At 69.1% G+C, this 24675-nt stretch carries 22 protein-coding genes; 15 read left to right on the top strand and 7 right to left on the bottom strand.

Going from position 1 to position 24675, the window contains the following annotated elements; translation table 11 throughout:
* Positions 1-107 precede the first annotated feature (107 nt).
* Positions 108-947, bottom strand: a complete 840-nt coding sequence (locus tag ABT009_RS45360) for a hypothetical protein (RefSeq protein ID WP_351308641.1) — start codon at positions 945-947, stop codon at positions 108-110.
* A gap of 197 nt (positions 948-1144) precedes the next feature.
* On the opposite strand from ABT009_RS45360, the gene ABT009_RS45355 reads away from it, so the two are divergent.
* Entirely contained in the window at positions 1145-1777 is a 633-nt protein-coding gene (locus ABT009_RS45355; RefSeq protein ID WP_351308638.1) for a TetR/AcrR family transcriptional regulator, read from the top strand.
* Between the two features lie 109 nt (positions 1778-1886).
* Here the strand turns inward: ABT009_RS45355 and ABT009_RS45350 are convergent, their stop codons facing one another.
* Positions 1887-2855, bottom strand: a complete 969-nt coding sequence (locus tag ABT009_RS45350; protein ID WP_351308636.1) for a cytochrome P450 — start codon at positions 2853-2855, stop codon at positions 1887-1889.
* A 503-nt stretch (positions 2856-3358) separates the two neighbouring features.
* On the opposite strand from ABT009_RS45350, the gene ABT009_RS45345 reads away from it, so the two are divergent.
* Positions 3359-3799 (top strand): nuclear transport factor 2 family protein, encoded by a 441-nt coding sequence (locus tag ABT009_RS45345; protein ID WP_351308633.1) that lies wholly within the window; start codon positions 3359-3361, stop codon positions 3797-3799.
* Between the two features lie 83 nt (positions 3800-3882).
* Here the strand turns inward: ABT009_RS45345 and ABT009_RS45340 are convergent, their stop codons facing one another.
* The 4 genes from ABT009_RS45340 to ABT009_RS45325 all read right to left on the bottom strand — a co-directional run bounded on the left by ABT009_RS45340 (position 3883) and on the right by ABT009_RS45325 (position 8490).
* The gene (locus ABT009_RS45340) at positions 3883-5523 is read right to left on the bottom strand and encodes an ABC transporter substrate-binding protein (protein WP_351308630.1); all 1641 of its coding nucleotides are present in this window, start codon (positions 5521-5523) and stop codon (positions 3883-3885) included.
* A gap of 130 nt (positions 5524-5653) precedes the next feature.
* Positions 5654-6115, bottom strand: a complete 462-nt coding sequence (locus ABT009_RS45335) for a flavodoxin domain-containing protein (RefSeq protein ID WP_351308627.1) — start codon at positions 6113-6115, stop codon at positions 5654-5656.
* Positions 6112-7356, bottom strand: coding sequence for an FAD-dependent oxidoreductase (locus ABT009_RS45330; RefSeq protein ID WP_351308625.1), 1245 nt, complete (start codon positions 7354-7356; stop codon positions 6112-6114). The genes ABT009_RS45335 and ABT009_RS45330 overlap by 4 nt, the downstream gene beginning before the upstream one ends.
* 141 nt (positions 7357-7497) lie before the next feature.
* Entirely contained in the window at positions 7498-8490 is a 993-nt protein-coding gene (locus tag ABT009_RS45325) for a cupin domain-containing protein (protein ID WP_351308622.1), read from the bottom strand.
* 284 nt (positions 8491-8774) lie between these two features.
* Here ABT009_RS45325 and ABT009_RS45320 point away from each other — a divergent pair, with 284 nt between their 5' ends.
* The 5 genes from ABT009_RS45320 to ABT009_RS45300 are packed head-to-tail and all read left to right on the top strand — an operon-like array spanning position 8775 to position 13776.
* Entirely contained in the window at positions 8775-9731 is a 957-nt protein-coding gene (locus ABT009_RS45320) for an ABC transporter permease (RefSeq protein ID WP_351308619.1), read from the top strand.
* Positions 9728-10597 (top strand): ABC transporter permease, encoded by an 870-nt coding sequence (locus tag ABT009_RS45315; RefSeq protein WP_351308616.1) that lies wholly within the window; start codon positions 9728-9730, stop codon positions 10595-10597. The genes ABT009_RS45320 and ABT009_RS45315 overlap by 4 nt, the downstream gene beginning before the upstream one ends.
* The gene (locus tag ABT009_RS45310) at positions 10594-11445 is read left to right on the top strand and encodes an ABC transporter ATP-binding protein (RefSeq protein WP_351308613.1); all 852 of its coding nucleotides are present in this window, start codon (positions 10594-10596) and stop codon (positions 11443-11445) included. Before ABT009_RS45315 ends, ABT009_RS45310 begins: the two co-directional genes overlap by 4 nt.
* On the top strand, positions 11442-12266 hold the full coding sequence (locus ABT009_RS45305; protein ID WP_351308610.1) for an ABC transporter ATP-binding protein: 825 nt from the start codon (positions 11442-11444) through the stop codon (positions 12264-12266). Before ABT009_RS45310 ends, ABT009_RS45305 begins: the two co-directional genes overlap by 4 nt.
* 58 nt (positions 12267-12324) lie before the next feature.
* A complete protein-coding gene (locus ABT009_RS45300) occupies positions 12325-13776 on the top strand; it encodes a flavin monoamine oxidase family protein (RefSeq protein ID WP_351308607.1) in 1452 nt (483 codons plus the stop codon).
* 194 nt (positions 13777-13970) lie between these two features.
* On the opposite strand, the gene ABT009_RS45295 is transcribed toward ABT009_RS45300, so the two are convergent.
* Complete coding sequence (locus ABT009_RS45295) at positions 13971-15431, bottom strand: benzaldehyde dehydrogenase (protein WP_351308605.1); 1461 nt, start codon at positions 15429-15431, stop codon at positions 13971-13973.
* A gap of 137 nt (positions 15432-15568) precedes the next feature.
* Between ABT009_RS45295 and ABT009_RS45290 the strand changes: the two genes are divergently transcribed.
* From ABT009_RS45290 to ABT009_RS45255, 8 genes are all read left to right on the top strand, one after another.
* Entirely contained in the window at positions 15569-15949 is a 381-nt protein-coding gene (locus ABT009_RS45290; protein ID WP_351308602.1) for a hypothetical protein, read from the top strand.
* 128 nt (positions 15950-16077) lie between these two features.
* Positions 16078-16923, top strand: a complete 846-nt coding sequence (locus ABT009_RS45285; RefSeq protein WP_351308599.1) for a beta-keto acid cleavage family enzyme — start codon at positions 16078-16080, stop codon at positions 16921-16923.
* Positions 16924-17165: 242 nt separating this feature from the next.
* Entirely contained in the window at positions 17166-17933 is a 768-nt protein-coding gene (locus ABT009_RS45280) for an SDR family NAD(P)-dependent oxidoreductase (protein WP_351308595.1), read from the top strand.
* 305 nt (positions 17934-18238) lie between these two features.
* Complete coding sequence (locus ABT009_RS45275) at positions 18239-18706, top strand: acyl-CoA thioesterase (RefSeq protein ID WP_351308592.1); 468 nt, start codon at positions 18239-18241, stop codon at positions 18704-18706.
* A 77-nt stretch (positions 18707-18783) separates the two neighbouring features.
* Positions 18784-20232, top strand: a complete 1449-nt coding sequence (locus tag ABT009_RS45270) for an aldehyde dehydrogenase family protein (protein ID WP_351308589.1) — start codon at positions 18784-18786, stop codon at positions 20230-20232.
* Positions 20229-21623, top strand: a complete 1395-nt coding sequence (locus ABT009_RS45265) for an NAD(P)/FAD-dependent oxidoreductase (protein WP_351308586.1) — start codon at positions 20229-20231, stop codon at positions 21621-21623. Before ABT009_RS45270 ends, ABT009_RS45265 begins: the two co-directional genes overlap by 4 nt.
* A gap of 244 nt (positions 21624-21867) precedes the next feature.
* The gene (locus ABT009_RS45260) at positions 21868-23880 is read left to right on the top strand and encodes a hydantoinase/oxoprolinase family protein (RefSeq protein ID WP_351308583.1); all 2013 of its coding nucleotides are present in this window, start codon (positions 21868-21870) and stop codon (positions 23878-23880) included.
* 1 nt (position 23881) lies between these two features.
* The coding region (locus ABT009_RS45255) for a hydantoinase B/oxoprolinase family protein (protein ID WP_351308580.1) at positions 23882-24675 on the top strand (794 nt) is incomplete at its 3' end.

Raw genomic sequence — 24675 nt, 5'->3', positions numbered from 1 at the left:
CACGATCAGCGGCTTCCCCACCATTCTCCACGGCTTCGCGGCTGCGGCCCTGACCCTTGACCGATCGGAATGGCCGCCGCTCGAACACGAGGCGCCCGTGCTCGCCGTCATCGCTCTCGTCGAAGCCCTCGGCAGCCTCCTGCCTGGAGGCTGCCGCCAGCGGCGACCCTCGATGCCGGGCGCCCGCGGGTGCCGCGGACCCAGTGGAGTACGAGCTCGCGGCTCATGGTGTGGTGGCGGACCTGTTCCGGTGCGGTGGCTTCGGCTCGGAGGAGTACGGCGAGGGCGTCGTCGGTCCTGTTGTGGGCGGCGAGTGCGCGGGCGACCTCCAGGTCGTGCCGGACGCGTCGCTCGACCGGGAGTCCGCTGGTGTCCAGGCGTTGGCCGAGGTCGGCGGCGATCTGGTGGTCGCCGAGTTCGCCGGCGGTGGCGACGGTGTGGACGGCGACATTGGTGGGTCCGAACGCGGTCCAGAGGTGGTTGCCGTCCGCCCCGAGGCGCTGAGCGGCATGATCGGCCCGCCGCAGGAGCTCTCGTACGTGGCCACGGTTGTCGGTGCGAGCTGCGGCCATGGCTCCGGCGAGCTGCAGCGCCCCGTAGACCGACAGCTGATCGCCCGTGGCCTCCCCGCTCCCCGGCCGGAAGTGCTCTTCGGCGTCGTCGAGCAGGTGCAGCGCGGCCTCGTATCGGCCCGTGGAGGTCAGGCAGTGCAGCACCGACCGTACGAGGGAGCCGGTCACCGGGAGGTCGCCGCTCTGCTGCGCGGCAGCGAGTCCGCGGTCGGCGGCGATCCAGGCGAGTTCCGACTCGCCGACCTTGCCGAGGACTTGGGCGGCCGTCTGGTAGGCGAGTGCGAGGAGGCGGAAGGCGGCGTCGCGCTCGTTCACGCGTCGGGTACGGGTGGCGGCGAGCGCTTCGGCCAGGAGGTCCGGGAGCTGCTGGGTCACCCAGCCGTATCGGGCGGCCTGGTATCCGTCCAGCGCCGCGTGAATCCCGCGGGCCAGTCCCTTCAGCCCCGTCGGCTCGCCCCCCGACCCGGCGAATCCGGACGCAATGGCGGAATTCTTGATATGCTAACGGACGGCCGTTAGCTCGTCGGGTCATGTAGTCGGGCAGGCCACCCCGAACGACTGGAGCATCTGACATGAAACAGACACAATCGGCAGCGAAGGCCACAGTGCCACGCCGCAGTGGTCAGGCGACGCGCGCCGAGCTCATCGAGGTCGCGACGAACCTCTTCTACGAGCGCGGGTTTCACGGCACCAGTATGCGCGACATCGGCGATCGGATCGGGATCCGTCCCGCGAGCATCTACAACCATGTGCAGAGCAAAGAGGACCTGCTCTACGAGGTCGCGCTCGGTTCCATCCAGGAACTGCTGAACGGTGGGCAGACGGTGCTGGCCCAGCACACGACCGCGGCCGACCGGCTCGACGCGTTCGTACGCGCGCATGTCCTCTATCACGCGCGCTACCGCCACCGCGCCAAGGTGTCCGACGACCAGCTCCACGCGCTCTCTCCGGAACACCTCACGGAGGTTCTGGGCGTCCGCGACGCGTACGAAGCCATCCTCAAGCGCATCCTCACGCAGGGCAAGGCCGAGGGTGGGTGGCAGATCGCGGATGTACCCGTCGTGGCGTTCGCCATCGCCACGATGTGCACGGCCGTCGGTATCTGGTTCCGGGAGGGCGGGCGTGTCACCGCGGAGCAGGTCGCGACCATCTACTCAGAGCTGGCCCTGAAGGCGGTACAAGGCCAGGGCGAGCTTCCTCACTAGCTTCCGCGTCGCACTCGCGGAGGCGTCTGGTCCCGAGCGGGGGAGCGCCGTTGGCCCCGGCCAAGCCGCGACCCGGTCGATGCCGGAGGTCGCGGCCCGGCACGCCGCGTCAATCCCAGTCCACCTGAACCGCGTTGGGTGACCTGAAGACCCACCCCGAGTAGCTCACGGCGTCCGCGTCCGTCAGGCGAAGGTTCGGCAGCTGCTCGAAAAGCCTAGGGAGCCCGACTTTGGCGATCATCGTCCGGGCGGCGTGACTGCCGACGCACAGATGGGTTCCATTGCCGAAGGCCAGGTGGGACACGCGGTCTCGGTAGAGGTCGAACCGCTCGGGGTCGGGGAAGCGCAGCTCGTCGTGGTTCGCGGCTGCGAGAACCAGTCCCATCGGGGCGCCGGCGGGGATCGGTACCCCCGCCAACTCGGTGTCGCGACGGGCGAATCGCCCCACCATCCCGAGTGGCGTCAGCAGCCGTGCGGCTTCGTCGAAGACGTCGACATGGCTTCGCTCGCCACTCTCCACCGCGCGGTACTGCTCGGGTGCTGACAGCAGAGCCCAGACCGCGCCGGCGAGGACGTGGCTGGGCTCGTTCATGCCCCCGGAGATCGCGAGCTTGACGTTGGCACGGATCGTGTCGAGCGGGGCCCCGACCTGTGGATCGGACAGCGTCGCGATCACGGATCCGTCAGGCTCGCGCCGCGTCCGCTCGATTGCTTCGTCGATCGCCAGGTCGATCTCCGCCGACACCCGGATCGACCGGTCCCAGAGCTCGGCCTCGCCTTCCGGCGACGGACCGACATCGGTCGTGGCCGCCTCGACGAGCGTGTGCGACCACTTCACGAAATCCTCGTGGGGCAGGTCGGCGAACCCGAGCATGGCACTGAGATTGTCCGCCACGAACGGTTCCGCGTACTGGCTCAACAGGTCGGCGCCCGGACCCAGCTGGCGCATTCGGTCGATGTATCGCGCGCTTGTCTCCTCGAAGAGGTGCATCCAGTTGCGGCGAAGCGCCGCGGGGCGCAGTGCCAGACTGAAGGGATCGCGTTCGGCCTTGTGCTGGGGATCGTCCTTGCCGTGCATGGGCACCCCTACGGCCCGGAAGAACATCGGCACCACGGGACTTGGATTGACGGAGGTGAAGTTGTCCTGGTCCAACGTCACGGCGAGGCAATCGTCGAACCGAGTCACCAGGAAGTGTCCGAGTTCCGGCGCCCACACGACCGGTGATTCCGTGCGAAGGCGGCGGTATGTGGGGTAAGGGTCGTCGATCATGACGGCCGGGTCCATCCAGTCGGCGACCGGGGTGGAGGTCGTGTCGTGATCCACAGGTTTCCCCTCTCGTTCGGCCCAGGAAGGCCTTGCACCATCTTCTTAGCACGCATACACGAGGAATTATGCTAATGAGTGTACGTTAGTATGGACCCTTGAGCCAGCCGTTCAACTGCACTACCGCGAGGGTCGACGCCCCTTGCCTCCCATATGAACGAATGTTAGTTTGGCTTATCAGTGGAGTGCCGAGAGGGATCGAATTCGTCGGCCCACGACGAAACACGCGGCGCTCGATCGTAAAGAAGGAGATCTGGGTGAGCGACCTGGAAGCCAACAAGCGGACTGTCCACGAGTTCTATGAGCAGTCGTTCAATCAGCGTGATCCGCGGGGCGCCGCCGAGCGCTACCTTGCGGATGTTTACATCCAGCACGACCCTCGCATCGCGGACGGTGCGGAAGAATTCATCAAGTTCGTGAGCGAGCTCTATGAGGCGCTCCCGGATTTCCGGGCGGAGTTCACGCTGTTCATCGCCGAGGGCCCGTATGTGACCGTGCATTCGCGGTGGACCGGAATCGACACGACCAACCCGGATGCCGAGGCCGTCGACGAGTTCATCGGGCTCTGGCCGGAAGGGTCTGTGGGTCTCGCCGTCATCGACACGTTCCGGCTCGACGACAATGGAAAGATCACCGAGCATTGGGGCATCGGCGAGCCGATCCCCGCCACATCCGTGAACGACAACGGAATGATCTAGCGAAGCGTCAGAAACGGGTGATGATGGAGGCGACCGGCACATGGTGCCGGTCGCCTCCATCAATTTTCAGCCGTCCTCGGGAGCTACTTGCCGCCGAGGTGGAGAGCCCAGGGGGACACGGTGTAGGCGAACGAGGTCGTCATGCCGGTGAGTTTGTTGCTGAGGAACACGCGCGTGTAGGTGACAGCGAGCGAGGTCGTCATCTTCTCGGGGGTGTAGAGGGCCTGGGCCTTGACGAACGCCTCGGCCGACTTCGTCGGATCGGTATTCTGCCGGGCCTCCGAGAGGAGCTTGGTCACCTCGGGGTTGTTGTAGCCCAGGTAGTTGGCGTAGCCGTCCGGGAGCATGAACAGGGAGGCGAAGGTGAGCACGCCCGGCTCGGTCTGGTAGGCCCTGGTGGCCACGAGGTCGTAGCCCTTGCGGGCTGTCGGGTCGACGAACACCCGCCCGAAGTCCGTCGGCTGCAGCTGCTTGATCTTGATGTCGAGGCCGAGCGTCTTGCCCGCCGCCTGAACGATCACCGCGGTCTGGGCGAGGACCTGATCTCCGGCCGGCACGACGATGTTCATCGCCTTGCTCGACAGCTTCGCCTCGGCAATGAGCTTCTTCGCGCGCTCAAGATCCAGGTCGTCGCTGGGAAGCGCTTTGTAGCCCGCGTTGTAGACGTCAGCGGCCTTGAGGCCTGACGCCGCGAACGGGGGGACCAGCGTCTTCAGCGGCTCCCCGTACCCTCCGATCACCGCCTTGATGAAGGCTTTCTTGTCGATCGCCAGGTCGAGCGCCTGGCGCACCCGGCGATCCCCCGCCAGACCGTCCGGACTCAGTGCGCCGAACCCGATGGACGCCGTGCTCGGGCCGAGGAACAGAGAACCGAGACCGGATGTCGAAAGCCTCTTGACGGCTTGGGTGGGTACGTCGAACGCGCCGTCGATCTCGCCGGCCTGAAGCGCGTTGACGAGAGTCGAGTCATTGTCGAAGAAGCGCAGCTCCAGCACACCGATGAGCGGCTTGCCGCCCCAGTACCGGTCGTTCGCGACTTCGGTGATGCTCGTTCCTGGCTTCCATCTCTCCAGCTTGAAGGGACCGGTACACATGATGCCGCCGGAGGCCGTGCCGACCTTCTGCTCACCGACGCGCTGCGTGAAGGACTTCGCGAAGACGTAGCCGGCGGGCCCTGCCATCGAGTTCTGGAACTGGGAATCGTGCTGTTTGAAGTCGATGGTCACCTGGAGCGGGCCCGTGACATCGATCGACTTCACGTTAGTGAAGGCCTGCGTCTGGACCGACTGGCTCTTGGGGTTCGCCGCCCGCTTCAGACTGAAGGCGACGTCCTCGGCGGTGAGCGGCGTATCGTCCCAGAACACCACTCCGCCACGCAGGTCGATGACGAACTTGGTGTCCGACGTCCAGGCCGCGGACTTCGCCAGTCCCGGCTTCACCGAGAAGTCGGGCTGAACCCGCAGCAGGGTGTCGCAGAGATTGGACACGGCGAGGAACTCGGAATCGGAGCCGATACGGACCGGATCGATCGAGTAGGGCTCTCCGGCGTAGGTGCCCCATGTCACGCGGTCGACCTTCTTGGTCCCGGCCGGGGTCGTCAGCACCAAGTCCTTTCGGTCGACCTTCTCGGACGCCTTCTGGTCCGTACCGGTCGAACAACCGGCGAGTGCCGCGAGCAGGCTCGCCACAACAGCGATTGCGCCAGCGGTCCTGGGCTGCATCATGGGGACCCCTCTCGGTAAGCCGCACCTTGTCTCATGAACGTACGTTAGTTAGGCGGCGTATTCCAGTCAACGCTTATCGGCCAGGAGTGTGGGGGGAGCGGCTTCTCGGCCGCCCTGGACCGTGGATGCCTCAGTCGCCCACTCCGGTGTGCAGGGTCGACACGGTGTTCACCGCCCACTGCTGGACCGCGTCCGACACATCGACGCGGCCTGTCGCGTCGTGGCGGCCGTACTCGCCGAAGCGCACGGCGCCCAGGGCCCGAAGGTGTTCGTCGACGATCTCGCTACCGCGGCTGTAGTTGGTGTAGGTGCGGTCGCCCAGGCCGAACATCGCGTATCGGACGCCGGTCAGGTCCGGCTTGTCCGCGTCGAGCCGGGCCACGAAGGGCTGTGCCCCGGTGGGCAGGTCGCCCTCTCCGTGGGTGGAACAGATCACCAGTACGGAGTCGGCCGTGAGCAGTTGGTCGAGGGTGGCGGTGCTCATGTCGAGCACTTCCACCTCGACCACGCCGTCGTCGAGTGCCTCCGCGGCGTCCTCGGCGGCGATCTCCGCGTTCCCGCTCTCCGTGCCGTACAAGATTGCGATCTTCACGTCAGTGTTCCGTTTCCGCTCTCGTTGGTGTTCCGCCCGTGTGCGACGTCGGCGAGTTCGGCGGCGCTCCGCAGTTTGCGACGTACGCGCCCCGCCGGTGGTGAAGCGGTCTCGGCGGCGTCGATACGCCGCCAGCCCTCGAAGGTGGTGGCGCCTTTCAGAAGGCCGGCCGGAAGACCCGCGACGCCGGGCCTGGGGCGTCGGCCGATATCCCGCGCGAGCTCGGCGACGATGGCGTCGGCGAGCTCGGCCGCCCGTACGCGATGCACCGGGATCGCGCCGACCGGCCCGTGGGCGAGCCAACCGGCTCGTTGGACCCGCGGCAGCTCGGTGACAGGATTCTCGGGGAGGAAGCCGATGGCCGTGATGACGGTGTCGGCGGCCAGCTCGTCGACGCCGTCGCCGGACCGCACACGGACGGCGGTCACGCGGTGTGTCCCGTCGACCTCGACCGGCGTGGTGTTCAGCAGGAAGGTGACGGCGAGGTCGCCGTCGGACGAGGTGTGCTCGAGGTCGAGGAATGCCTGTGCGGTCGCCGACGCACTCTCGTCGTCGCCCAGTCCCCGGACGGCGAACCGTGCCCGTCGCAGGTCGGCCAGTTCGCGGAGCATCAACGCGTCCGCCTTGACGGCGTCCGGACCCGAGCGGGAGACGACGGTGATCGAGCGGATCGGGCCCACCGTTCGTTCCCAGACGTCCGGATCGGCATCGCTTCCGTCGAGTTCCCCGTCGGTCTTCGCGAGCAGTCGTACGACGTCGACCGCCACATTGCCGAGACCGATGACGACGACGTCTCCCTCGATACGAGGCTGGTCGTCGTACTCGTCGGGGTGTCCGTTCAGGAACCGCACCAGACGGCCGGCGCCGAGGACCTGGGGGAGGTCGCCGCCGGGTATGCCGAGCGGCCGGTCCTGGCTCAGGCCGGTGGCGAGGACCGTCACGTCGAACAGCTCCGTGAGGGTTTCGAGCGGGAGATCGGTGCCGACCTCGACACCGCCGACGAACACCACCCCCCGTTTCTCGAAGAGCCGGTCGAACTGCTTGGCCGTGGTCTTGGTGCCCTGGTGGTCCGGCGCGACTCCGTACCGGAACAGCCCGTACGGAGTCGCCAGCCGATCGAAGATCACGATCTCCGCGTCAGGGGCGCGCCTGCTGAGGTGCTGGGCCAGATAGCAGCCTGCGGGGCCGCTCCCCACGATCGCGAGCCGAGGGGCGGGATCCGAGGCGTCGTGCGCGGTCACGGTCGACACTCCCGAGGGCCGCATCGTCGGGTCGCGCGGGCTCCACTGATCACTGGTCGCTCCTCTCCGGGGGCACCAACTTAACTAATGGGTGTACGTTAGTGAGGGCTTTCGGACTTCGCAATGCCCAGGCGCGGGCGCTCAGGCGGGAGCGAACCACACCTTCCGGATCGGCTTCGTGACGGTCCACTCGGTGTGTTCGCCGGCGTAGAGGCGGACCACTACGCCTGGAGCCAGGTCCAGCACCGTGCCGTCGTCGCGGGTGATGGTTCCGGACCCGGCGACGACGACGAACACCTCGTCGGCCTCGGTGTCGCGGGCCGAGCCCTCGGACATCTCCCACATGCCGTAGGCGGTCTGCTCCATGACGCCCAAATGCGCCCACTGGGTCTCGGGGCTGCCCGACGTCACGCTCGCGGGATCGAGGGGGAAGGGTTCGAGCGTGGCGGCGAGACTGTCGACGGCCTCGCCCCGAGGGCTCGGCGTGCCGGACGGGTTCTCGCTGCTCGGGAGCGGGGGAGCCGCCGGTGCCGAGCCGTTGCTGCCGGCTCGGGGGCCGAGCGGGGCGACGATCAGTTCGCACTTCTTGAGCGCCATGCTGCTGCGCGGCAGGCTCGGGTCGATCTCGCGGAGGAAGACGTTGCCGAGTGCCAGGCACAGGATGCCGAACGCGGCCTCGTCGATCGCGGAGCCCTCCGCGTCCGGGAACTCGCGGGCCAGCGTCGCGGCGATCCGCGCCTCGAGGACGCCATAGGCGTTCGCCATCGCCCGCGAGACCTTCTCGCTGGTGCGCGCGACCTCGAGCAGCCCGTCCACGAGGCGGTTGTCCTCGACCGACCGCGTGAACACCTCCCCGAACAGGTAGTCGAGCATGACTTCGAGGGACGTGAACGAGTCCGGGTGTGTGCTCTCCTTCGGCAACTGATCCGTCAGCATCGCGAAGAAGTGCTCGGTCACGGCGACGAGCAGGTCCTCCCGGTTGCCCAGGAAGTGCCGGATGTGTCCGCGGCTCATACCTGACTGCTTCGAGATGCGTTCCAGGGTGGTGCCCGAGACCCCGTACGCCCTGAGGGACTGGATCGTGGCGTCGAGGATCTGCTGGCGACGCTCGGGTCCTGCGGGGGGTCGACCCATGGGAGAACTCCTCGTGATCTGGTGTTCTTGCTCGGCTTCGGCAGGTGACTCCTGGCATCGAACAGCCGGTGAGGCGTGCCGTCCACCGAGTTTCTGGTCAGTATTGCCTAATTAGGCGGCTCTGACTAATGTTCGTTCGCACCGCAGTGACGTCAAGGCGTCACGCGACTGTCCGAGAGGCGACGACTGGACTCGTCCTGATCGGGTTGTGTACCCGTCGGCCCACGCCGACGCCTCCCGCGGACGGGCTCGTGCCCGGTCCCGAGACAGTTGGAGGATTTCACGTGGTCAGCTTTCTTCCCCTCCTAGTGCGTAGGGTCACCGAGCTCATCGTCACGGTCTTCGTCACGAGTGTGGTGATCTTCTCGACCTTCTCGTTCATGCCGGGTGACCCCGCCGTCCTGCTCGCCGGCGGCAAACAGCAGAGCCCCGAGGTCATAAAGGCGATCCGCGGGCAGTTCCGGCTCGACGATCCGGTCGTCGTCCGCTATTTCGGCTGGCTCAAAGACCTGGTGACCGGCGACTTCGGCCGCTCGTACATCTACCGGGCGGACGTGGTCGACCTGATCGGCCCACGCGTCGAAACGACGCTTCTCCTGCTCGCGTACGCCGCGATCGTCCTGCTCGTCCTCGGGATCGGTGGGGGCATAGCTGCGGGCCTCGGCGGCAAACGGCTGGACCGGGGCATCACCGTCCTCGCGTCGCTCTCGATGGGCGCTCCGACCTTCGTCGTCGCGGCCGCACTCGTGACCGTCTTCTCCCTGTACCTGGGCTGGTTCCCGGCGACCGGCGCGGGCTCGGGCTTCCTGGACCAACTGCGCCATCTGACGCTGCCGGCGCTCACGATGAGCCTCGCTTCCGCCGCGTTCGTCGCACGACTGACGCGCGGGGCGGTACGGTCCGAGCTCCACTCCGAGCACGTCGACACCGCGCGCAGCCGGGGCATCGCCCCACGCCACTACATTCCGCGCGACGTCCTGCGCAACGCGGCGCCACAGATCTTCTCGGTGTCGGCGATCACCATCGCGAGCCTCGTGGCGTACACGGCAGTCGTGGAGAGCGCCTTCGGGATCAACGGAATCGGATCGCTCCTCGTGTCCGCGGCGAGTCGGCAGGACCTCCCCGTCGTGCAGATCCTCTCGCTGTGCATGGTCGTGATCTTCGTGGTGGTGAACACGGTCATCGACCTGGTCAACGCGGCGCTCGACCCGCGTATGGCCGTCAGGAGGGCGGGCGCATGACTCCAGGGCAGCTCGTCTTCGCCGGACTGAGCCGGCGACGTCTCTATCGGACGGTCGCCACGGTCGGATGGATTCCGGCCGTCTGCGCCGCATGGATGGCGCTCATCGTCGTGGTGGCGGTCTTCGGGCCGTGGATCACCCCGCACGACCCGGACCCGGTCGACCTCTACAACGCCTACGCTCCCTCCTCTCTCGCGCACCCGCTGGGGACCGACGAGTCGGGTCGCGACATCCTGTCGCGTCTGATCGTTGCAACCGGGCCCTCGCTGCTCGGACCCGCGCTCGTGGCCACCGCGTCCGCGCTGTTCGGGACACTCCTCGCGGTCACCGCTGCGTGGTTCGGGGGCTGGGCGGACGCCGTACTCTCCCGCACGTTCGACATCATGTTCGCGCTGCCAGGCCTGATCATCGCGATCTTCGCCGTCGCGATCTTCGGGCCCGGGCTCACCGCACCGGTGATCGCGCTGTCCATCGCCTACGTGCCGGTGATCGGCCGGGTGCTTCGTGCCGCGGCGACCCGCGAACGCAACCTGCCGTACGTGGCGGCACTCACGGTGCAGGGCGCGTCGAAGCTGTCGATCTGTCTACGGCATGTGATTCCCAATCTGCTTCCGCTGCTCACGGTGCAGTTCGGGCTCGTGTTCAGCTACGCGATCATCGACCTCGGCGGAATCTCCTATCTGGGCCTCGGGCTCCAGCCCCCCGCTTCCGACTGGGGCTCCCTCGTGGCAAGTGGCCAGAACGCGATCATGGCGGGATATCCGACGCAGGCACTCGCGGCCGGCGCCGTCATCCTCATCACCGTTGTCAGCGCGAACCTGCTCAGCGACCGCCTCACACAGGCGCTCGAGATGGGAGAGCGGTGAACGTTCCACTGCTTGCGATCGACCGACTCGAAGTCGACATCACGGTCGCGGACAAACCCAAGCCGATCATCCGGGGTATCACGCTGGAAGTCGCGCGCGGCCAGGCCGTGGGGCTGGTGGGGGAATCCGGCTCCGGCAAGTCGATGACGGTCCGCAGCGTCCTGCGTCTGCTGCCGCACATGGCAACGACCAGGGGAGACATCCGATTCGACGGGGCGTCCGTATTCGCGATGGAGTCTCGGGCACTGCGCGAGTTCCGGGCCAACGATGTGGCGATGATCTTCCAGGACCCGCGTGTTCACATCAACCCGGTGCGGACGATCGGCCAGTTCCTCGTCGACGGGCCCACCCTCACACGTGGGACGTCGAGACGAGACGCGGAACAGAACGCCGTACGACAACTGCGGGCTGTCGGGATCGACGACGCTCCCCGCCGGATGCGTCAGCACCCCCATGAACTGTCCGGCGGACTGCTCCAACGCGTGATGATCGCGGCCGCGTTGACGGCGGACCCCAAGCTGCTGCTCGCGGACGAGCCGACCACGGCGCTGGACGTGACGACGCAGGAGGAGGTGATGGCCATCCTCGACGAACTCCGCAGGGAACACGGACTCGCGATGCTCTTCATCACCCACGACCTCGACCTGGCGACCGCCGCGTGCGACCGGCTCGCGGTCATGAAGGACGGCGTGATCGTCGAAGAACTCGCCGCGGACGACATCTACGACAACGCTCGCGACCCCTACACCATCGCCCTGATGGCGGCACGGGCCGAGCTCGAAGGCCGTCGGCCGCACTCCACCGCGGTGGGCACGGACGACGGCTCCGTAGAGGGGAGTACCCGATGACCGGCCTTCTTGACGTTCGTGACCTGGTGAAGGATTTCGCCGTCCCGCGCCGCGACGGGTTCGGCAAGGAGCGCCTGGTCGCGGTGGACAACGTGAGCTTCTCGATCCCGCCCGCGGGCTCGCTCGCGATCGTGGGCGAGTCAGGATCCGGGAAGTCGACGACCGCGCGTGTCGTCGTCGGGCTGGAACGCGCGACGTCCGGCTCCCTCACCGTCGACGGAGCCGACTGGGATCCGACCCGGAGGGTCGGTACCCGGGAGCAGCGCGATCGGGGCGGGACGATCCAGATGGTGTTCCAGGATCCGTACCAGTCCCTCGACCGCCGCCAGCGCATCGGCGACTGCCTGGACGAGGCACTGGGTCTGCACACCGATCTCGACCGGCCCGCGCGGCGAGCACGCGTCGCGGAGCTTCTCGACCAGGTCGGACTGGGCGAGAACCACGCCGAATCGTTTCCACGCGCGCTCTCCGGCGGTCAGCGGCAGCGGGTCGCGATCGCGCGAGCGCTCGCCGCAGGGCCCCGGATCCTCATCCTCGACGAGGCGGTGTCCGCTCTCGACCTGTCCGTCCAGGCCCAGGTGCTGCGGCTTCTCGCGCGTATCCGACGCGAGACCGGTGTCTCCTACCTCTTCATCTCGCACGACCTCAACGTCGTGCGATCCGTGTGCGACGACGTCGTGGTGATGCGCAAGGGCCGCGTGGTGGAGAGCGGTGACATTGCGAGGGTCCTGGACTCGCCGGCCGAGTCCTACACCCGACGACTCATCGAATCCATCCCGCGACGCGGGTGGACGCCCCGCCGTCGCCCGCAACCGGTATGAGCCGTCACCGGTTCGCGAGGTCCGTCCATCCTGTAACCGAGCGCCAAAGGACAGAGCTGTGAGCGATGCCCCCCGCAGGCTTCCGCCGAGTACCTCCCGTACGGCTACCGCGGTCGACTCCGGTGGCAGTGCCTGGTCGGACGCGGACTCGGACTCGTCGGAGTGCGACGTGGTGATAGTCGGCGCCGGACTGGCCGGCCTCGCCGCGGCGAAGGCGCTCACCGAGGCGGGACGTGCCGTCGTGGTGCTCGAAGCCCGCGACCGGGTAGGCGGGCGTACCGAGAACGGACACTTCGCCGACGGCCAGTGGATCGAGACCGGCGGGCAGTGGATCGGCGCCGGTCAGCACCGCATGTACGAACTCCTGGCCGAGTTCGGCCTGGAGACCTTCGCCTCCTTCACCAAGGGGGATCTCCTCGTCCACCGGGAGGATCACGTCGTCCGGGTGTCCAGCGTCGACGCGCTCGGTGAGGAGGGGGAAGCGGACGGAGCGGACGACGTACGACGTGCCATAGAGCGGGTCGACGCCGTGGTGGCCTCCGTGGATCCCGACCGTCCCTGGGCTTCGGCCGACGCGGCGGCCCTCGACGCGCAGACTTTTCGTACGTGGATCCAGGAGAACGCGCGAACGGAGGCGGAGGAGGGCTACCTCGAAGGGGTCGCACTCGGCGTGTTCGCCACGGAGGCCGCCGAGATGTCGGCCCTGCATGTGTTCGCGACGCTCGCGGGATGCACCGACACGGCGTCGGTGATGGCTCTCGACGCGGGCCCGCAGACCCACCGGGTTCTCGGGGGTTCCGTGGCGCTGTCGCAGCGGATCGCCGCGGAGTTGGGGGACCGGGTGCGGCTCAGTGACCCCGTGCGGGGCGTCCGTCACGACAGCTCCGGGGTCGAGGTCGTGACACGGGGCGGCAGGTCGTACCGTGCGGGGCACGTGATCCTGACCCTGCCGCCGACGCTGGCCGGCCGCCTCGAGTACGACCCGGTTCTGCCCGGCTGGCGGGACCAGCTCACCCAGCGGCTGCCCATGGGGTCGGTGATGAAGCTGTTCCTTCGCTACGCGTCCCCGTTCTGGCGGGAGCGCGGGCTGAGCGGGCAGATCCTGGCCGACTCGGGCGATGTCGCGCTCGTCGTCGACAACACGCCGCCGGACTACGACGGAGGCATCCTCCTCGCCTTTCTCGACGGCAACGCGGCGACGCGGTGGGGACGGCGCACCCGCGCGGAACGACGGGCGATGCTCGTCGAATGCGTCGCGGGCTACCTCGGCGACACGGCCCGCGAACCGGTCGAGTACCTCGAGAAGGACTGGTCCGGCGACGAGTGGGCGCGCGGCGGATACGGCGCGTACGTGACACCGGGCACCTGGCTGGCCCACGGCCGGGCGTTGAACGAGCCCGTGGGGCGTATCCACTGGGCGGGCTCCGACTACTCGTCGGACTGGAACGGCTATATGGAGGGCGCCGTTCGGTCCGGCGAGGCCGCCGCGGCGGCGATCATCGGGAGCTGAGCCCCTTGAGCCCCGGTTCACTCGGTGGAGTTGCGAGCAGTACCTCTCGCACGCTCGTGCTCCCCAACTCGCGTACGCGTCAGGCGCGTTCCGCTCACTCGCTAGGTGCGACTCCTCGGCCCGGTGGGGCAGCGGCGCGAAAACCGCCCCGTGCAGGCCCCTCAAGGGGGGCACGGGGCGGTCTCCTGCGGCCGTCAGAACGGATAGGGCTGGATCTCGCTCTGCATCGTGATCCACTGCGTTTCGGTGAACGCGTCGATGTTCGCGGCGAATCCGCCGATGCGCGACCCGTTGCCCGAAGCGCCGAGGCCGCCGAACGGGATCACGGGTTCGTCGTCCACCGTCTGGTCGTTGATGTGGACGATGCCGTGCCGGGTGCGGTCCGCCAGCGCCAGGCCGCGCAACGGGTCGTTGGTCAGCACCGAGAGGGAGAGCCCGTACTCACTCCGGTTGACGATGTCGGCCGCTTCGTCGAGCGAGCTGAACCGCATCACCGGCGCCACCGGGCCGAAGACCTCCTGCGCGAACGCCGGGTGGGAGACGGTGGCGTCGGCGAGCACGGTCGGACGGTAGAACAGGTCCTCGTACGTGCCTCCGGCCGCGAGCCGCGCGCCGGCCTCGACGCTGCTCGTGACGAGCTGATGGACGCGGTCACGCTGGTGCGCGTCGATGAGCGGACCGAGCGGGGCGTCGGTGGTGGCTCCGTCGCCGACCGGCAGGCCTTCTGCGGTGGCCGCGAGCCGCTCGACGTACTCGTCGTAGACACGCTCGTGGACGAGGTGCCGGCCGGTCGTCATGCAGATCTGTCCCTGGTGCAGGAACGAGCCGAAGGCGCCGGCCGACACCGCGCGCGCCACGTCGACGTCGTCGAGCACGACCATCGCGTTGTTTCCGCCGAGTTCGAGCTGCACGTGCTTGAGGTGCTTAGCCCCGAGCTCGCCGACCGCGCGACCGGCGGCCGTCGACCCGGTGAAGGAGATGACCCCCACGAGCGGATGCTCCACGAGCGCCGCGCCGGCGTCCGCCGCGCCGGGCAGGACGTGCAACAGGCCTTCGGGCAGGCCCGCCTCGGCGAATATCTCGCTCAGGACGAGTCCGCCCGAGACGGCGGTACGGGGGTCGGGCTTGAGGATGACGGCGTTGCCCAGCGCCAGCGCGGGTGCGACCGCACGAATGGAGAGGATCTCCGGGAAGTTGAAGGGCGAGATCACGCCCACGACCCCGACCGGGGTCCGCCGCTCGAAGCTCAGCCGCTGCTTGACGCTGGGGAGCAACTGGCCGTACGGCGCGAGCGGCAGCGCGGCCGCCATGTGGAGCAGCCCGGTGACGATGTGCAGTTCGAAGGCCGCCTTCGCCTTGGCGGACCCGGCCTCGCGCACGAGCCACTCCTGCAGCACGTCGGAGCGCTTCTCGATCACGGCCGCCGCGCGCCGGAGGACCTCGCTGCGGGCGGCGTAGTCGGTCGCCTGCCACGCCGGCTGCGCCGCGGCCGCGGCAGTCGCCGCCCGGTGGACGTCCGCCGGGGCCGCGAGGCCGGTCTGCCCGATCACCTTGCCGGTCGCCGGGGAGACGACATCGCGTGTTCCGCCGTCGCCGCTCACCCAGCCTCCGCTGGCGATCTTCCCGGACCACTGCTTGGCATCGAAGAATTCCATGTCTCTCCCTGACCGAGTACGTGGTCTCGCCGATCGCGGACCGCGTGCTGCAAGAGCTAGACTAAAGTACGTTCGTTAGTGTTACAGTGTCAACGTGCTGACGTGACGCATGAGTCGATCGAAGTGAGGGCGTAGAGATGGCGGATTCGAGCACGTACACGGCGTTCGTGGCCGACAGTCACGCGGACGAGGGCTACCGCGACCTGGCGCTCGCCGAGGACGGCAAGACCTGGTCGCGGACCAGGGCCCTGGGGAAGCTGGCCATCGACGGTGACGAGGCCCGCGTCGCCGTCTGGATCGGGGAGCCGGCGGCGTACCCCCATGGCGGGGCGACGGGTGGCGAGGCTTTCGTGGTCACCTCCGGTCGTGGATCCATCGAGATCGACGGCCTCGGCGTCTTCGAGCTCGTACCCGGCACCGTCGTCGTGGTTCCGCCCCTCACGGCGTCCAAGCTCACGGTCACGGAGACCCTCCGCAAGGTGGCCTTCGCGTCGGGCAGCTTCGTTTCGAAGCACTGACGAACCAGGAGCGCGGACCGTGTGGGCGGAGCGCGGGCCGCTTGGGCGGAACAGGGAGCACCGGCACGACACGGCTCGATCTAGCCCGGACAAACGCGAACGAGCCCGGACGAGAGGGACTGACGAGGATGTGGAACTCACGGCCAGTGGTGATCGTGGTGGCGCCCACGGGAGCCGAGGTCACACGTGCGCAGCAGCCGGCACTGCCCCACACGCCACGGGAGATCGCCGACTCGGCACTCGAGTGTGTGGACGCGGGCGCCTCGCTGGTGCACATCCATGTGCGGGAGCCGGATGGCACGCCCAGTGCGAATCCGCTGTACTTCCGGGAGACGGTCGACCGGGTGCGCGAGGGCTCGGACTTGATCACGATGGTCTCGACGGGCGGCTCCGTGGACATGTCCATCGAGGAGCGGCTCACCGGCCTCGACGCGGTGCCGGACCTCGCGGGGATCGAGACGGGGTCGCTGAACTTCGGTGACGACCTCTTCATCACGTCCCGGGCCGACAGCTTCAAGGTCGGAGCGCTCGCGGCCGAGGCCGGTGTGCCCCTGGAGGCCGAGGTGTTCGACGTGGGGCATGTGCACAGCGCCGTGGCCATGATGGAGAGCGGGCAGATCGCGGGACCCCCGCGGTTCAACCTCGTCCTCGGAGTGCCCGGGGGTATCGGTGCCACGCCGGAGGCCCTTGATGCCATGGTGCGCGCGCTCCCACGCGACGCGAACTGGACGGTGACGGCCATCGGCCGCCACCAGCAGCGGATGCTGGCTCTGGGGCTGCTGCTCGGCGCGACGGGAATCCGCGTCGGGTTCGAGGACAACGTGTATCTCCGCAAGGGCGTTCTGGCGTCCTCCAACGCCGAACTCGTCGCGGCGGCGGCCGATCTGGCGAGGTCCCTGGGCCGCGAGGTCGCCACGACCGCGCAGGCCCGCGAGATCCTGCAGTTGCCGAGGCTCGCGCGGATCGGTTCCTGACGCGTGGCCGCACTGTCACGCGGGCCCGCCACGGCCGACCTCTACGGGCGCCCCGCTACGACGGGCCCACACGACCGCCTCGCTACGACCGGCCCACACGACCGCCCCGTCATGACGGGCCCACACGACCGCCCCGCCATGACGGGCCCACACGATCGACCCGCCATGACGGGCCCACACGATCGACCACCGGGACGGGTCCCCACGACCGACCACCACCCGCACGACAAGGAGACGGAACGATGACAGGACGCCTCGACGGGAAGATCGCGCTGATCACCGGAATCGCGGGCGGCCAGGGACGCGCCGCCGCGGCCCTGTTCGCGGCGGAGGGCGCACGGGTCGTGGGGTGCGACGTCCGGGCCGACGACTGCCAGGAGACGGTCGACCGGATCGTCAAGGCGGGCGGCCAGGCCTGGGCGACGGCTCCGCTCGACCTCAGTGACTCGGCGACGGCCAAGTCGTGGATCGACGAGGCCGTCGAGCGGGAGGGCGGCATCGACATCCTGTACAACAACGCGTCGAAGCCGCGCTTCGCGCCGATCCCGGACATGAACGACGAGGACTGGCAGTTCACGATCCGCAACGAGCTCGACCTCGTCTACTACGCGTGTCGTGCGGCCTGGCCGCACCTCGTTGCCCGCGGCGGCGGTTCGATCATCAACACGGCGTCGGTCGTGGGCTCGTTCGCCTCGCCCGGAACCGTCGGCAGCGGTGCCCACGCGGCAGCCAAGGGGGGCGTGCTCGCGCTGACCCGCGTGCTCGCCAACGAGGGGGCGCCGCACGGCATCCGGGCCAACAGCATCAGTCCGGGGATGATCGCGACACCGGCGACGGAGCCGCTTCTCGCCGCGCCGGGCGGCCCGGAGCGATACCTCAACAATGTCATGATCAAGCGCATCGGCACGTCGGAGGACATCGCCGCGGCCGCTCTCTTCCTCGCCTCGGACGAGAGCTCCTGGGTCACGGGAACCGACCAGGTGGTGGACGGTGGCTTCAGCGCCTGGTGACGGCCCCACAGGAGCCGGCCGGCGGCTGACCCGGGCCGGCCCCGCACAAGACGCAGACGGTAGCCCTTCACGGGCTGCGACTAATGGTTGTCCGTTAGCGGGAAATGGCGCTGTGGCCCCCGGGCCTGTCAGGCGTGTGGTCCACCATCGATAGAGGAATCCGTGATCATCAACTACAGGCTTCGGTGCCGTCTCCGGCTCGCATCCGTACGTCCTTCCACGGCCGGAGCGAAGGACCTCGTCGTCCCTCGGCCTGGACAGGTGACCGACCGCAGGTTTGCCTCCCTCGCACCGGGGCGCCCGCGATGAGCCGCGGGAATGGCGACGAGCCCACGGCCTCGCGCGGCACCGACCGCGCGATCGCCGTGGCCGTGGAGTACACCGATCCCTTTCGGCACAGGCTGTGGGCACGCTGGAGCGACTACGACGCGCTCGGACATGTCAACGCCAGCCGGTACCTGACCTTCCTCGAAGAGGCCCGCGACGCCTGGCTCGGCGAGACGCTGGGACTGGGCGGCGCCGACTACGTGGTGGCGTCGATGCAGATCGACTTCCGTCAGCCCATCCCGCTCCAGGAGCGGGACATCCTGGTCGAACTCCGGCCGCTGCGCGCGGGCCGCACCAGCATCACGATCGACGAGGTGGTGCTCGGCGTCGACGGCACGGTGATGGCCTCGGCGCAGGCCACGCTCGTGCTCTGGGACCCCGAGGCCGGTGCGGCGAAGCCATTGTCGCCCCACGACCGCGTACGCATGGGTCTGCCGGAGGCCTGAACCGCCGGGCCGTAGACCGCGAAGAGCTGTTCGCCGAGGGCGCCGACCCTCGCAGACTGGAATGGAGGCCGGCCACGATGGAGCCCGAGACTCGTGCAGGGATCGCGGAGCGCGACCTGCTCTACATCGGCGGCGCATGGGTCGAGTCCACCGGCGACGAGCGACTCGCCGTGGTCGACCCCGCCCATGAGAAGGCGTTCGGCCACGCGCCCGCCGGGACGGCGAGCGACGTCGACCGGGCGGTGCGCGCCGCCCGGGAGGCGAGCGCGTCGTGGGCGGCGACCGACCCGGCCGCACGTGCCGACGCGCTGAGCGCGATCGCCGACGGCATCGAGCGCCGCGTCGAGGAGATCGCCGCGCTCATCACCCGCGAGATGGGCATGCCGCTCGCCCAGTCGCGCATGTTCCAGGCGGGACTCGCGGCCCTGGACTTCCGCACGGCCGCCGGGGTGGTGACCACGATCGACTGGGAGGAACCGCTCGGCAGCTCGCTCCTGGTCCGGGACCCCGTGGGCGTGGTCGGCTGCATCACGCCGTGGAACTACCCACTGCACCAGCTGGCCGCCAAGGCGGCCTCGGCGCTCGCCGCCGGCTGCACCGTGGTGATCAAGCCGAGCGAACTCACACCGCTCGACGCGCTGGTGCTCGCGGAGATCTGCGAGGAGACCGGACTTCCGGCGGGAGTCCTCAACATCGTCACGGGAACGGGCACGACGGTCGGCGAAGCGCTCGTCACCCATCCCGGAGTCGACATGATCTCGTTCACCGGGTCGACCCGTGCCGGCGCCCGGGTGCAGGAACTCGCCGCCCAGCGGGTCAAACCGGTCGCTCTCGAACTCGGCGGCAAATCGGCGAGCGTCCTCCTCGACGACGCGGACCTCGACGCGGCCGTCACCGCGGGCGTACAGGGGTGTTTCATCAACTCGGGCCAGACCTGCAACGCCCTCACCCGCCTGGTCGTGCCGCGGCGCCTGCTGGACGAGGTCGAGCAACGCATCGTGGCACTGGTCGACGAGGTCAAGGTCGGCGATCCCTTCGATCCCGGGACGACGCTCGGCCCGCTGACCAGCTCGGCTCAGCGCGACCGGGTCGCAGGGTTCGTCGACGGCGCGCTCGACGCGGGCACCCGTCTCCTCGCGGGAGGCCCGCAGGCCGCATCCGGTCTGCCGAAGGCCGGTTTCTACGCGCCGCCCACCGTGTTCACCGACGTCGCACCCGACTCGACACTGGCCCAGGAGGAGGTCTTCGGCCCGGTGCTGGCGGTGATCCCGTACGACGGCGGCGACGAGGACGCCGTCGCGCTCGCCAACGACTCCGACTACGGACTCAGCGGCGCGGTGTGGTCGGCCGACCCGGACCGCGCGCTGGCCTCGGCCAGGCGGATCCGCACGGGGCAGGTCTCCGTCAACAACGCGGCGTACAACCCGCTGGCGCCCTTCGGTGGCGTCAAGCGGTCGGGCCACGGCCGCGAACTCGGACCGCACGGACTCATGGAGTTCACGACTCTGAAGGCCATTCAGCGATGACCGGCAGCACCGCACGCCGCAACGGCGACGTCTCCCACTGGTACACCGCCTCGGGCATCCCGTCCCGGCGCCCCCCGCTGCCCGGACACCGCACGGCCGATGTGTGCATCACCGGTGGGGGACTCACCGGACTCTGGGCGGCCTACTACCTCAAGCGCGCCAAGCCCGAGCTGGACATCGTGGTGGTCGAGCGGGAGTTCGCCGGGTTCGGCGCCTCCGGGCGCAACGGCGGATGGCTGACGTCGGGATTCGCCGCACCGCGCAGGCGCCTCGCGGCGACCCACGGCAGGGACGCCGTCATCGCGCTCCTGCGGGAGATGCAGAGGACCGTGGACGAGGTCATCGCCGTGTGCGACGCGGAGTCGATCGACGCCAAGGCGCTGCGGTGCGGCATCCTCCACGTCGCGCGCAGTGAGGCACAACTGGCCCGGATGCACACGCAGATCGCCGACGACCGACGGTGGGGCCTGACCGAGGACGACATCCGCGAGCTGTCCGGCAAAGAGGTGGCCGAGCGGCTCCAGGTCGAAGGAGCACTCGGCGCCACGTTCAACCCGCACGGCGCGCGCGTACAGCCGGCCGATCTCGTCCGGGGGCTCGCCGACTCCGTCGAGCGCGCCGGAGTGACGATCTACGAGCAGACCGAGGTCACCGAGGTCGTGGCGGGCCGCGCGATCACATCGCGAGGCACCGTCTCGGCGCCGGTCCAGCTGACCTGCCTGGAGGGGTTCACGGCCTCGCTGAAGGGCCACCGCCGCGACTGGCTGCCCCTCAACTCCGCCATGGTCGTGACCGAGCCGCTGCCCGACCTGGTCTGGGAGCGGATCGGGTGGGACGGAGCCGAGCTGCTCGGCGACCGCGCCCATGCCTACATCTACGCGCAGCGGACATCGGACGGCCGTGTCGCCCTCGGTGGCCGGGGCGTCCCCTACCGGTACGGCTCGCGCACCGACACCGACGGCCGGACCCAGCAGCGGACGATCAGCCAGCTCACCTCGGTGCTGCACGACATGTTCCCGGCCCTGAAGGACATCCCGATCGACCACGCCTGGTGCGGGGTGCTGGGCGTGCCGCGCAACTGGACGCCGACCGTGCGTTTCGAGCCCGCCACCGGGCTCGGCAGCGCGGGCGGCTACGTAGGCAACGGCGTGGCGACCGCGAACCTCGCAGGCCGGACCCTGCGGGATCTGGTGCTCGGGGACACCACGGACCTGACGGCCCTGCCCTGGGTCGACCAGCGCACCCGTGCCTGGGAGCCCGAACCGCTGCGCTATCTCGGCGCCGGCCTCGTGTACGCCCTCTACCGCGAGGCCGACCGGCGGGAGTCCCGTGGTCTGCCGCGTACGAGCGCCCTCGCCAAGGTGGCGACCCGGATCTCGGGCCGATGGTAGCCGGGGCCCGCGTCCGTTCGTCCACGCGGCATTCGTGCATGCCGCGTTCATCCATGCCGCGTTCGTCCATGCTGCGGTCGGCCCGTCCGGCGGCCCTGCCCCAGAGGCCCGAAACTTTCCCGGAGTCGCGCATTGCCGAGCAAGCGAACGTTCGTTAGTCTTTGTTCGGGTGAGTGAGAAAGGAACAGCTGTGGAAAGCAGTGACACAACGACAGGCGCGAACCGCGGATGGGGCCGGCAACGCGTGGCCGTCGAGATCGGCGGAACGTTCACGGACGTGATGTGGGTCGACGGCGACGGTGCGCTCAACACGCACAAGACCCCCTCCACGCCCTCCGAGCCCGCACGGGCGGTACTTGAGGCACTCGACGAGATCGGGGTCGCCGAGGACACGTTGGAAGGCTTCTTCCACGGCTCGACGGTGGCCACGAACGCCGTCCTCACGCGGCGCGGCGCGCGCGCCGGTCTGCTGGTGACCAAGGGGTTCCGTGACGTGCTCGCGCTGCAGCGGCAGCTGCGGGGCGACGTGTACCAGCTCTCGCCGCGCAAGCCGGAGCCGATCATCCCGACCGCGCTCGTGCGTGAGGTCGAGGAGCGGATCGACCACCACGGCGAGATCCTCACGCCGCTCGACGAGCAGGGCCTCGTGAAGGCGGTCGCCGAACTCGTCGAGACCCAGCGGATCGAGACCCTCGCGGTCTGCTTCCTCCATGCCTACCGCAACCCCGGGCACGAGCAGCGCGCGCTGGAGGTGCTGCGCGAGGCGTTCCCCGAGCTGCCAGTGATCGTCTCCAGCGAGGTGCTGCCGGTCTTCCGCGAGTACGAGCGGGCGAGTGCCACCGCGATCTGCGCCTACGTGCTCAAGCACGTCCAGTCGTATCTGGAACTGCTGGAGAACCGCTTCGCCGAGTCCGGGACCCCGATGCTCGTCATGCAGTCGTCGGGCGGGCTGCTGCCCACCTCCGGCATCATGCGACGCCCCCTGGAGATGCTCGAATCCGGACCGGCGGCCGGAGTGACCGCGGCGCTCACCGTGAGCCGCCGGCTCGGCCACCCCGACGCCGTGACCCTCGACGTCGGCGGTACGAGCACCGACATCTGTCTGATCACCGACGGCCGCCCGGACCAGTCCAACGAACGCATGGTCGACGGGCTGCCGCTGGGCATCCCGGCGCTCAACATCGTCAACATCGGTGCCGGTGGCGGCAGCCTCGGCCACTACGACGTCGGCGGGATGCTGCAGGTCGGCCCGCAGAGCGCCGGTGCCCAGCCCGGGCCCGCCTGCTACGACCGCGGCGGAACCGAGCCGACCCTGACCGACGCCCTGGTCGAGCTCGGCTGGCTGCGCGCCAAGGCGTTCCTCGGCGGCCGGATGACCCTGGACGAGGGCGCCGCCACGGCCGCGCTGTCCACCCTGGACCGGACGGAGGAGGGAGCCGCCGCCGCGGCCTGGGCGATCGTCCAGATCGCCGTCTCCCACATGGCGCGAGGCGTCGCGAAGGTCTCGGTCCAGCGCGGCCGCGACCCCCGCGAGCACGTCCTCTACGCCTTCGGCGGGATGGGCCCGATGATCGGCGCCCTGGTCGCCGAGGAGCTGGGGATGAACCGCGTGGTGGTGCCGATCCACCCGGGACTCTTCTCCGCCTTCGGCCTGCTGCTCGCCGATGTCACCCGCACCTACGAGCAGACGCACCTCGCCCATGTCGAGGAGGCCGCGGTCGACGGACTGGTCGACGTCTTCGAGCGCCTGGAGAGCCAGGCCGCCGACGAGTTCGCCGGGTACGGCTACGAGCGTGACTCACTGCGGTTCGATCACGTACTGGGCATGCGCTACCAGGGCCAGGGCTTCGAGCTGCCGGTCGACGTCGACCTCGACCAGATCAGGGAGCGCGGCGTCGAGCACCTCGAAACCGTCTTCCGCGACGCGCATCTCGCCGCGTACGGCACCGACGCGCCCGGGAAGGCGATCGTGGTCGTCACCGCGCGCGTCGTCGCCGTCCTCGTCCGCCACGGACTGGACGGAGTGGAGATCACACCCGGCCCCGAGGTCACGGTGAACGGCGAGAGCGCGCGCGTCCAGTACCGCGACACACAGGTGGCCTGCGCCTTCCTGCCGCGCACCGGACTCGCGGACGGCGCGGTCGTCCCCGGGCCGGCCGTGATCGAGGAGCCGACGGCGACGACACTCGTCCCGCCCGGCTGGACCTGCACCGTGGTCGAGGACCGCGCGTTGCTCATCGAACGACAGGAGGCATGAGATGACGCAGACAGCCGAGAAGACCGGTGCGTCGGCGTTCGCCGCCGCCGAATTCAACGTGATCGTCAGTGGCCTGCACGCCGCCGCACAGGAGATGGGCGAGAAGCTCATCCGCTCGGCGTACTCGACGGTCATCCGCGAGGCCGCCGACTGCTCGACCTCACTGCTCGACGCCAACGGCGGGATCATCGCCCAGGCGGCCATGTGTCCGGTCCACATGAACTCGTTCGGGCTGGTGTACAAGGCGTTCAGCGAACGGTACGACCTCTCGACACTGCGCCCCGGAGAGGCACTGCTGACCAACGACCCGTATCTCGGCGGTCAGCACCTCAACGACTTCGTGCTGTTGACGCCCGTCTTCGCCGAGGGCGAGGTGGTCGGGTTCGCCGCGAGCATCGGTCACCAGATCGACGTGGGCGGCGGCGCCGCCGGACCGAACATGGCGGCCACCGAGATCTTCCACGAGGGACTGCGGCTGCCGCTGCTGCGGTTCGACATCGAGCGGGACCTCGCCGACGGCGGCTGGCTGGAACAGCTCATCTCGATCAACGTGCGCGCCCCGGAACTCGTGATCGGCGACCTCCGCGCCCAGGTGTCGGCCAACAGGACCGGCGAGCGCCGATTCCAGGAACTGGTGGCACGGTTCTCCCAGGAAAGGGTGCTGCGCGCCTGCGTCGAACTGCAGGACTACTCGGAGCGCATGGCGCGCGCGGTGCTCGGGTCCATGCCCGACGGCGAGTATTCGGCCGAGGACTTCGTCGACGACAACGGCTTCACCGACGACCCGCTGCGCGT

The organism is Streptomyces sp. NPDC002896, assembly GCF_040295225.1.
GTDB lineage: Bacteria > Actinomycetota > Actinomycetes > Streptomycetales > Streptomycetaceae > Streptomyces.
Note: the sequence above shows the minus strand (reverse complement) of the source record. Positions and strands in the feature narration are given on the sequence as shown.

What these genes read in the sequence shown, in the direction of transcription:
- ABT009_RS45270 (WP_351308589.1), top strand. Translation starts at nt 18,784, where the DNA reads ATGGAGCCCGAGACTCGTGCAGGGATCGCGGAGCGCGACCTGCTCTAC.
- ABT009_RS45265 (WP_351308586.1), top strand. Translation starts at nt 20,229, where the DNA reads ATGACCGGCAGCACCGCACGCCGCAACGGCGACGTCTCCCACTGGTAC.
- ABT009_RS45285 (WP_351308599.1), top strand. Translation starts at nt 16,078, where the DNA reads ATGTGGAACTCACGGCCAGTGGTGATCGTGGTGGCGCCCACGGGAGCC.
- ABT009_RS45340 (WP_351308630.1), bottom strand. Translation starts at nt 5,523, where the DNA reads ATGATGCAGCCCAGGACCGCTGGCGCAATCGCTGTTGTGGCGAGCCTG.
- ABT009_RS45325 (WP_351308622.1), bottom strand. Translation starts at nt 8,490, where the DNA reads ATGGGTCGACCCCCCGCAGGACCCGAGCGTCGCCAGCAGATCCTCGAC.
- ABT009_RS45280 (WP_351308595.1), top strand. Translation starts at nt 17,166, where the DNA reads ATGACAGGACGCCTCGACGGGAAGATCGCGCTGATCACCGGAATCGCG.
- ABT009_RS45275 (WP_351308592.1), top strand. Translation starts at nt 18,239, where the DNA reads ATGAGCCGCGGGAATGGCGACGAGCCCACGGCCTCGCGCGGCACCGAC.
- ABT009_RS45350 (WP_351308636.1), bottom strand. Translation starts at nt 2,855, where the DNA reads ATGCACGGCAAGGACGATCCCCAGCACAAGGCCGAACGCGATCCCTTC.
- ABT009_RS45295 (WP_351308605.1), bottom strand. Translation starts at nt 15,431, where the DNA reads ATGGAATTCTTCGATGCCAAGCAGTGGTCCGGGAAGATCGCCAGCGGA.
- ABT009_RS45290 (WP_351308602.1), top strand. Translation starts at nt 15,569, where the DNA reads ATGGCGGATTCGAGCACGTACACGGCGTTCGTGGCCGACAGTCACGCG.
- ABT009_RS45355 (WP_351308638.1), top strand. Translation starts at nt 1,145, where the DNA reads ATGAAACAGACACAATCGGCAGCGAAGGCCACAGTGCCACGCCGCAGT.
- ABT009_RS45315 (WP_351308616.1), top strand. Translation starts at nt 9,728, where the DNA reads ATGACTCCAGGGCAGCTCGTCTTCGCCGGACTGAGCCGGCGACGTCTC.
- ABT009_RS45305 (WP_351308610.1), top strand. Translation starts at nt 11,442, where the DNA reads ATGACCGGCCTTCTTGACGTTCGTGACCTGGTGAAGGATTTCGCCGTC.